Origin of the sequence: Lentimicrobium sp. S6 (assembly GCF_013166635.1) — a bacterium.
In the GTDB taxonomy this organism is placed as follows: domain Bacteria; phylum Bacteroidota; class Bacteroidia; order Bacteroidales; family UBA12170; genus UBA12170.
This window is the reverse complement of the sequence record NZ_JABKBZ010000119.1, coordinates 1-8,718: the sequence shown is the minus strand read 5'-3', so window position 1 is coordinate 8,718 and position 8,718 is coordinate 1. Positions and strand designations below refer to the sequence as shown.

General features: G+C 37.6%; 7 protein-coding genes and 2 tRNA genes. 6 read left to right on the top strand and 3 right to left on the bottom strand.

Features of this window, described 5'->3' with window-relative positions; all coding sequences use genetic code 11:
* Positions 1-120: 120 nt before the first annotated feature.
* The 3 genes from HNS40_RS21155 to HNS40_RS21145 form a co-directional block, all read right to left on the bottom strand.
* Entirely contained in the window at positions 121-1,035 is a 915-nt protein-coding gene (locus HNS40_RS21155) for a site-specific integrase (RefSeq protein ID WP_172284710.1), read from the bottom strand.
* Between the two features lie 159 nt (positions 1,036-1,194).
* A tRNA-Arg gene (locus HNS40_RS21150) sits at positions 1,195-1,266 on the bottom strand.
* Positions 1,267-1,354: 88 nt separating this feature from the next.
* A tRNA-Asn gene (locus tag HNS40_RS21145) sits at positions 1,355-1,428 on the bottom strand.
* A gap of 409 nt (positions 1,429-1,837) precedes the next feature.
* Here HNS40_RS21145 and dut point away from each other — a divergent pair.
* From dut to HNS40_RS21115, 6 genes are all read left to right on the top strand, one after another.
* Positions 1,838-2,272, top strand: a complete 435-nt coding sequence (gene dut / locus HNS40_RS21140; protein ID WP_172284709.1) for a dUTP diphosphatase — start codon at positions 1,838-1,840, stop codon at positions 2,270-2,272.
* 22 nt (positions 2,273-2,294) lie between these two features.
* Positions 2,295-3,986 carry a tetratricopeptide repeat protein gene (locus tag HNS40_RS21135; RefSeq protein WP_172284708.1) on the top strand — a complete coding sequence of 564 codons (1,692 nt, stop codon included), beginning with the start codon at positions 2,295-2,297 and terminating at the stop codon, positions 3,984-3,986.
* A complete protein-coding gene (locus HNS40_RS21130) occupies positions 3,987-4,808 on the top strand; it encodes a DUF4292 domain-containing protein (RefSeq protein WP_172284707.1) in 822 nt (273 codons plus the stop codon). It begins immediately after the preceding gene.
* Positions 4,808-6,022, top strand: coding sequence for a murein hydrolase activator EnvC (locus tag HNS40_RS21125; protein WP_172284706.1), 1,215 nt, complete (start codon positions 4,808-4,810; stop codon positions 6,020-6,022). The genes HNS40_RS21130 and HNS40_RS21125 overlap by 1 nt, the downstream gene beginning before the upstream one ends.
* 50 nt (positions 6,023-6,072) lie before the next feature.
* On the top strand, positions 6,073-7,182 hold the full coding sequence (locus HNS40_RS21120; protein ID WP_172284705.1) for an ROK family protein: 1,110 nt from the start codon (positions 6,073-6,075) through the stop codon (positions 7,180-7,182).
* Positions 7,183-7,245: 63 nt separating this feature from the next.
* Entirely contained in the window at positions 7,246-7,599 is a 354-nt protein-coding gene (locus tag HNS40_RS21115) for a fibronectin type III domain-containing protein (RefSeq protein ID WP_172284704.1), read from the top strand.
* Positions 7,600-8,718 lie beyond the last annotated feature (1,119 nt).

The window sequence follows — 8,718 nt, the reverse complement described above, 5'->3', positions numbered from 1 at the left end:
TATGAGTGGCACAACTTGCTCCGGTACGAGTGGCACAACTTGCTCCGGTATGAGTGGCACAACTTGCTCCGGTTTGAGTGGCACAGTTACATCGGTATAGGTGGCACAACATGAGTCAGCCTATCCAGCTTCTAAAACGAGTTTCTCAGCTCTACCACCAAACAATGAATAAAGAGGCAAATAAACCTCCTTATCTACTTTATACATGCGATGCAGGTAAATAGACCATCCCTCCTCCTCTTTCCTGAAATGGGATTTTCTAAGCTGTCTTAAATCTGATATTCTTAATCCGGTGTAACAGCCAAACAAGAACTTTTTAAGATGTGGTACATAATGTGGTTCTATGGTATCAATCAACCTTTCCAAAATATCTAGTTCTGCCCTGGATAAATAATCCTTTTTGGTTCTTTCGCTAACTCTCTTTAGGTTCTCATAAGGATTCTTCTCTATTAAGCCTTCCTTCCTGGCTATATTTAAAGCTGCTTTTAAATGTTTCTCCAATGAATCAATATAGTTTTTCCTCAGTGGCGCTTTTACTTCTTTCGATTTCTGTATTTTTTGCTCAAACAAGAAGCTTCTAAACTTAGATACAAATGCATAATCAATTTCATAAAGATTCAGTCCAGGGGCGAAAACCTTCAACCACTTCAATAAATTGTTTTTGTTATCCCTGGTATTACTCTTTAGAGCTTGATTTTCTAATACTCGAGTTTGATAAAAGTCATAGAAATTGAAAACATCGAAAATCTTTTTGGTTTTTAAAAACTCCTCGATACTCTTTTTATCATAAACCTGGTTTTGACTCTCCATGTGAATACAATATTCTGTAATTTCCTTTATGGCCTCATCCATCAAAAAACCATCTCTTATATCTTTTGGCCGGTTCTTTTTCTTATCCCAATCCAAAGTAGTTAAACCAAACCTGATATAATTTCGGATAATGCCTTTCTTATAAAGATAAAGCTCGACATGCTTTAGAGATTTTTGGGTTTTGTGGCGATCAAATACAGGGGTAATACTTACAAGATTTTCCATGATTTAGCTTTTTCGGTGCAAATTTTCGTTTTCGGTGCAAATCCGGTGCAAAAATATGCTGAAAATAGAAATTATGGAGTTTTTTTGTTTGCTAATGTTTTCGTATCTTACTGATTGTCAATAATATCAATATTTGAAATGTTATTATTTTCGGGAAAGTACCCCCAACAAGACTCGAACTTGTATCTAGTGTTTAGGAAACACTTGTTCTATCCCTTGAACTATGGGGGCATATATTTCAAAAATTCCTTTTTATAGTATTCCGAAAACGAAATCACTAGAAACAAAAAAAGGCTTATCAAATGATAAACCTTTTTTGCTCCTCTTCTTGGACTCGAACCAAGGACCCTCTGATTAACAGTCAGATGCTCTAACCAGCTGAGCTAAAGAGGAATATACTTAAAAGTCTTTATTGAACTTTTCTTTCTTAGCGTTTCTGCCTTGAAAGCGATTGCAAATTTACAAGCATTTTTTAAACCTGCAAACTTTTTTTAATTTTTTTTTGTTCTCAAGAAAACACCGTAAACACTTAGCAAACAAAGCAATTATGGAAGGATTCTCCTTTTATCAAAAAAAATCTTTTATATTCAATTCTTCTTTTTCGTCAAATTATAACAAATCTTAAATAATAACTGTTTAATAAGTTGAAATAGTCAATAAAAAATGGCTTCTAAAAACAAGGCACGAAAGTGCTAAAGTCATTAATTAACAAGAATTAATTCAATCCCAGTTTTATAGCCTGTTTTGTTTTATTCTTTTCTTTACTTTTGTGCCTCAATAATATAATGGAATTTATTTTTTTATGAAGATAAAAATCGTCAACAAATCAAAGCATCAACTTCCTGCATATGAAACTATTGCATCTGCCGGAATGGACCTGAGAGCCGAACTAGAAACACCATTACATGTTCAACCTTTAGAAAGAACATTAATCCCCACAGGCCTTTTTATGGAACTACCTGTAGGCTACGAAGCACAAGTAAGACCCAGAAGCGGCCTGGCTTACAAGAAAGGTGTAGGGGTGGTTAATAGCCCCGGAACCATTGATGCTGACTACAGAGGAGAGATAAAAGTAATTATCATTAACCTATCAGAAACCGAGCTCATTATAGAAGATGGCGAAAGAATTGCACAAATGGTGATTGCCAAGCACGAAAGAGCAGATTGGGAAGAAGTAGATTCTTTATCTGAAACCGACAGAGGCGCGGGCGGGTTTGGTTCCACTGGAAAAAAATAAATCAAAAGAGAAGACAAAAAAAATGACTTTATTAAAACCAAAATACTGGCTTTTACTATTTTTACTATTCAGTTTTTCGAGCATATATTGCCAAGATGCTAAAGAAGACAAAAAGGCTAAAATGGCCATGAATACCTTTCTGGATGCTGAGAAAAACAAGATGCTCGACAATTATCCTGAAGCCATCAAACTCTACGAAAAAACCCTCAACATCGACGAAAACTACGATCCTGCCATGTATGAATTGGGAAGGATACTCGTTCTTCAGCAAGAATATACGGAAGCCTTATTTTGGGTGGAAAAAGCCTATCATACTGATGGTAGCAATAAATGGTATGCCCTCCTCTTGATCGATTTATACAGAAATAATTATCAAATTCCTGAAGCCATTGCAGTTTATGAGCAGCTCCTTGAGAATGAACCCAATAATACCGACTACCTGCTGAGCATTTCTGGGCTGTACACAGCCATGGAGAAATATTCTAAAGCTATTAAAGCTATTGAAAGTATAGAGAAGATTGATGGAATTTCAGAGAAAACCAGATTGCAGATGAAAAATCTTTATATGCAAGAAGGAGAATTTGACAAAGCTGCTGCCGCCATGATAGAACTAAGTCATGCTTATCCTCAGGAAGAAAAATATTGCAGTATGATTGCAGAAATGTATATGCAGCAACAAAAACCAGACAAAGCCCTGGAATGGTATGATAAGGTTTTGGAAATCAACCCTGACAATCCATACATACAAATCACATTAGCAGACTATTATGCTAAAAAAGATGACCTGAGTAAAGCCTACGAATACCTAAAAGAAGGCTATTCTAATAAAAACCTAGATATCGACACTAAAATTCAGGTGCTTGCCACCTATATGAATGCCACCAATCAGCAGAGCATATTAAAAGAACGTGCTTATGAATTGATTGATATTTTGGTGACCACTCATCCCGATAGTTACAAATCACATGCCATATACGGTGACTTACTATTTAGTGATAGCCTTTACCAAAAAGCGGCTGAAGAATACGAAATAGTCATCAAATTAGACAGCACGAGCTTTACGGTGTGGAATCAATTGCTCTATAGCTTAGGCATGGGTGATGACCATCAAAAAGTGGCCGACTATAGCTATAGAGCTATGGAACAATTTCCAGAACAAGAATTTCCTTATTATGTAAATGCCTTAGCCAACTTCAGACTAGAAGACAGCAAAGCGGCCATTGCTACTCTAGAACAGGGTTTATACTTTGTGAGTAATCAAGGATTAGCAGAGCAGTTCTATATGCTTCTTGGGGATGCCTATCACTCAGAAGGAGATCCTAAAAAAGCTTATGAGAATTATGACAACTGCTTACGCATTAACCCCGAAAACAGTTTTGTTTTAAATAACTATGCCTATTACCTTTCCTTAGAAAATAAAGATCTAGAAAAAGCTAAAGAGATGGCCGCAAAAGCCATTGAGATAGATGCCAACGAAAACAATTTAGACACCTATGGCTGGATTCTTTATTTAATGGAGGATTATCAAGGAGCTTTAAAATATATTTCCCAATCCATAGAAATAACCAAAAACCCCAGTGCTGTGGTTTTAGAGCACCTTGGAGATGTATATATGGCCATGGGAAATTCAAAAGAAGCCAAAAACTATTGGAAGAAAGCTAAAAAAGCAGGTGGCGATGCTACAATACTCCAAGAAAAAATAAAGCAAAAATAAATGATGATTAAGAATGCAAAAATAGCTTGGTTTTTTCTCTTGGTTTTAATGATAGCCTCCTCATGTAATATACAGAAGAGAAACTATAAAGCCCCCATTAAAGAGGAGGGTGCTGATTATCTTTTGAGCCAAATGAAAGCAAACCAGAATCACTTTGAGACTTTTAGCGCAAAGGCATTGGCGAGCGTGACGAGTAATGGAAAAACCAACGACATCAAACTCAATATACGAATCAGAAAAGACAGTGCCATCTGGGTTTCAATTTCTGCTGGAATAGGTATAGAAGCCGCCAGGGTATTGCTCACCAAAGACTCTGTATTGTTTCTCAATAGACTTAACAAAACCTTCTTTGTAGGTAATTATCACTTTATCAACACCATGATAAATGCTCAGGTAGATTTTGACATTGTTCAAGCCATATTAACAGGAAACGATTTTACCTGGTACGATTATCAAGAATTAAAAGCTACCGTAGTGCAAGATCAATATCAATTAGAATCGGCACACCGTCGAAAGATGAAAAAGTATATCAGAGCCAATGATGCGGTTTCTCAAGTGATATATCAAAGCCTTTGGTTAAACCCTAAGTCTTTTAAGATAGAAAAACTAAAAATCAAGGAGATCAAAAACGACAATAAGAAAATTGTTGCCGAATATGCACATTTCAAAGAAATAGACAGCCAAGTTTTACCTACCCAATACAAACTGAGCATCTTTGCCAATGATATTATAGAAATTGATGCCACTTTGATCAAGGTAAATTTAGAAAAAGAACTATCTTTCCCCTTTAATATCCCTTCAAAATATACAGAGATAAAATGATGATTATCAATACATACAAAACATACTTAAAGAAATTAACTCGCATTTCTTTGATCTTGTTTTTGATTATCATCACTTTTTCAACTGGTTTTTCACAAAGCAAAAAGAAAATAAACTCTCAAATACACCTGCTCGAAAAAGAAATCAGCTATACCAATGAGCTATTAAAAGAAACCCAAAAGAGCAAAGATGTTTCTTTAGTTCAACTCAAACTTCTAGATCAGCAGATTAAAAAACAAGAACGTTTATTAAAAAATCTTCGACAAGAAGTTCAATTGGTTGATCAGCAGATCAACGACAAGCAACTCCTGGTAAGTCAAAAAGAAAAGGAACTCAAAAGCCTTAAAGATGAATATGCCACCATGATCATGTATTCACAAAAAAATCTGAATCAATATGATCGCATGATGTTTGTATTTGCATCAAAAGATTTTAATCAGGCCTTTAAAAGGGTGAAATACTTTGAACAATATAGTTCCTACAGAAAAAAACAAGTCCAAATAATTGAGCAAAAACAAGACAGCCTCCACACTTCCATTACTAAGCTCAGCCATTTAAAAGAAGGAAAAGAAAGTCTTAGAAAAAAAGAGGAGGACGAGATTACTAAAATCAATAAGAAGAAGATAACGCAAGAGCGAGGGTTGAGAGACTTAAAGGGTCAGGAGAAAAAACTACAAAAGGACTTAAAGAAAAAGAACAGTCAAAAAAATAAACTAAAAAAGGAAATTGAAAAGATTTTAGCTGCGGAAGCCAAAAAAGCTAAAGAATTCAATATGACTCCCGATCAAATACAACTGTCAAAAAACTTTGATGATAACAAAGGTAAACTTCCTTGGCCTGTTGCCAAAGGAGTAGTATATAGTAGTTTTGGAGAACATGCCCATCCTGTTTTAAAAGGAATCAAGATCAGAAACGATGGTATCGATATCGTCACCAATGAAAACAGTAATGCCAGATCCGTATTTGATGGAGAGGTTAGAAGTATTATTTCGGTACCTGGCTCCGCTAACTTCGCTGTTTTGGTAAAGCATGGTCAATTTTTCTCTCTCTATTCTAATCTAGAGGAAGTATATGTAAAACCAGGCGATCAACTCAAAGTGAAACAAAATATTGGCAAAATCGCCAAAGACCCTGAAGATAAAACCACTAAATTGCAATTCCAAATCTGGAAAAGCACTAGCAAATTAAATCCAGTTCACTGGTTGGCAAAATAGGGCAAATTGAAGAATGAATACAATGAACCAAAAATATCAAAGCATTTAATATGAATATCCAGAATGACCAAAGAATAGTACTGAGCCTCGATGCAGGCGGAACCAATTTAGTATTCTCTGCAATGAAAGCTGGCCAAATGTTGGGAGAAGAAATAATTCTTCCTGCCAAAGTTGATAGCTTAGAAGCTTTTTTAGAAAAACTAACCCATGGTTTTGAACAAGTAAAACAACAAGCCGGAGGAGCTGATGCCATCAGCTTTGCCTTCCCTGGTCCTGCTGATTATCCCAATGGTATCATTGGCGATTTGGAAAACCTCCCCGTATTTAGAGGTGGCATTGCCCTAGGTCCATTTTTGGAGAAGAAATTTAATATCCCTGTATTTATCAATAATGATGGTGACCTCTTTACCCTTGGCGAAGCATTGGGCGGATTACTACCTATGATCAACCAAGAATTAGAGAAAGCAGGAAACCCCAAACAATACAAGCAACTCATTGGGGCCACTTTTGGTACCGGTTTTGGAGGCGGATTGGTCATCAACCAACAACTTATTATCGGTGACAATAGTGCAGGTGGCGAAATCAATAGAATGGGAAATATTCTCTACCCCCAATTCACTTCAGAAGAAAGCGTGAGCATTAGAGGAATAAAAAGAGTTTATGCAAGAGAATGTAATATAACTATTGACCAATGTCCTGAGCCCTTCCAAATCTTTAAAATAGCCAAAGGCCAAGAGGAGGGTCATCAAAAAGCAGCCATACTCAGTTTTAAAGAATTGGCCATAGTAGCAGCTGATGCATTAGCCAATACCATCACCATGTTTGACGCTCCAGTGGTTATCGGGGGCGGACTCAGTGGTGCCCACGAACTTATCTTACCTACTTTGGTAGAAGAGTTGAACAAGAAATTCGAGACCCCTAGTGGCGGACAAGTACAACGCATGGAAGTATTTGCCTATAACTGGCATCATACAGATTGCAAAGCCAACTTCTTAAAAAATAGCGGACAAAAAGTACTCATTCCTGGTAGTTCAGAAGAAATCAACTACGATCCTATTAAAAAGATATGTGTAGGAGCCAATGTATTGGGCACAGGTGGTGCTGTAGCATTAGGCGCTTATGCTTTTGCTATATTAAAATTGAATGAAATAAAATATTAAATCAGGCCTACGGTTGAGCTATATTTTATTTAATTTTACGTTTCAAATCAATTAATATCTGTTATGAAACGATTCTTATTATTTTCTAGTCTTATCCTCCTCCTTTTTTCATGCAACGAAAAAGAAGAAGTATCTCATATAGATCAAGCTTTAGTTCCAGGTGTTACACAATTTGAAGGAAGGCGTGATCATACAGGAATACACCTCACTTGGTCTTATGCCTATGCTTCAAGTCTCAACTACTTCATTCTATACTATTCACCTGGAGGCGAAGACACTGATACCATCTCTGCATTTGAAAGTAACTACACAGTACATCAAGTTCAAAGTGACACCAATTATATATTCCATTTAAAAGCTATAGATAAAATGGGAAATTCTTCTGAGCGAGCCGTTTTGAGGATGTCTACTTATTAACTGAATTCGTAAATTAATTAAAGCCTTTGTGGTATTTAGTGCGATGGGGGCGTGGGGGCGTGGGTGCGTGGGTACGTGGGGGCGTGGTTGCGTGGATGCGTGGTTGCGTGGTGGCGGTAATCAGCATAGGAATGCTATTCCGTGCTAGCGGGTAGATGCTAGACCAGTGTTTCATAGAAAGCACGGTCATGGCGAGCAAAGCGAAGCCATCTCCTCCAATCTACTGCTATCTTCATGAAATACCTTTCCAATCTGAAACACAAGGCAAAAGCGCTGAAGGCGCGATATGTCATTAGCCCAGTATGAGAGACTGAAAGGAACGAAATGCTGGGATAATGATGACCCCTAGATTTTGGCCGGCCAGAGGGTTTGATTTAGAAAGTGCTTTTGCTGCCGGCCTAATGATGAGTTTTATTTTTGAAGGCATGATTTAAACAGCATCTTTTATTTCAGAAGATTGCTTCGGCGTTCCTTCTCGCAATGACCCATCTTCGGGGTACGTGGTGGCATGGGTACATGGTTGCGTGGTTACGTGGTGGCGTGGTGGCGGTAATCAGCATAGGAATGCTATTCCGCGCTAGCGGGTAGATGCTAGACCAGTGTTTCATAGAAAGCACGGTCATGGCGAGCAAAGCGAAGCCATCTCCTCCAATCTACTGCTATCTTCATGAAATACCTTTTCAATCTGAAACACAAGGCAAAAGCGCTGAAGGCGCGACATGTCATTAGCCCAGTATGAGAGACTGAAAGGAACGAAATGCTGGGATAATGATGACCCCTAGATTTTGGCCGGCCAGAGGGTTTGATTTAGAAAGTGCTTTTGCTGCCGGCCTAATGATGAGTTTTATTTTTGAAGGCATGATTTAAACAGCATCTTTTATTTCAGAAGATTGCTTCGGCGTTCCTTCTCGCAATGACCCATCTTCGGATTACGTGGTGGCGTGGGTACATGGTGGCGTGGTTACGGTAATCAGCATAGGAATGCTATTCCGCGCTAGCGGGTAGATGCTAGACCAGTGTTTCATAGAAAGCACGGTCATGGCGAGCAAAGCGAAGCCATCTCCTCCAATCTACTGCTATCTTCATGAAATACCTTTCCAATCTGAAACACAAGGCAAA

Excerpts from the sequence above, each read along its gene's own strand:
- HNS40_RS21130 (WP_172284707.1), top strand. The coding sequence starts at position 3,987 with ATGATGATTAAGAATGCAAAAATAGCTTGGTTTTTTCTCTTGGTTTTA.
- HNS40_RS21115 (WP_172284704.1), top strand. The coding sequence starts at position 7,246 with ATGAAACGATTCTTATTATTTTCTAGTCTTATCCTCCTCCTTTTTTCA.
- HNS40_RS21125 (WP_172284706.1), top strand. The coding sequence starts at position 4,808 with ATGATTATCAATACATACAAAACATACTTAAAGAAATTAACTCGCATT.
- HNS40_RS21155 (WP_172284710.1), bottom strand. The coding sequence starts at position 1,035 with ATGGAAAATCTTGTAAGTATTACCCCTGTATTTGATCGCCACAAAACC.
- dut (WP_172284709.1), top strand. The coding sequence starts at position 1,838 with ATGAAGATAAAAATCGTCAACAAATCAAAGCATCAACTTCCTGCATAT.
- HNS40_RS21120 (WP_172284705.1), top strand. The coding sequence starts at position 6,073 with ATGAATATCCAGAATGACCAAAGAATAGTACTGAGCCTCGATGCAGGC.
- HNS40_RS21135 (WP_172284708.1), top strand. The coding sequence starts at position 2,295 with ATGACTTTATTAAAACCAAAATACTGGCTTTTACTATTTTTACTATTC.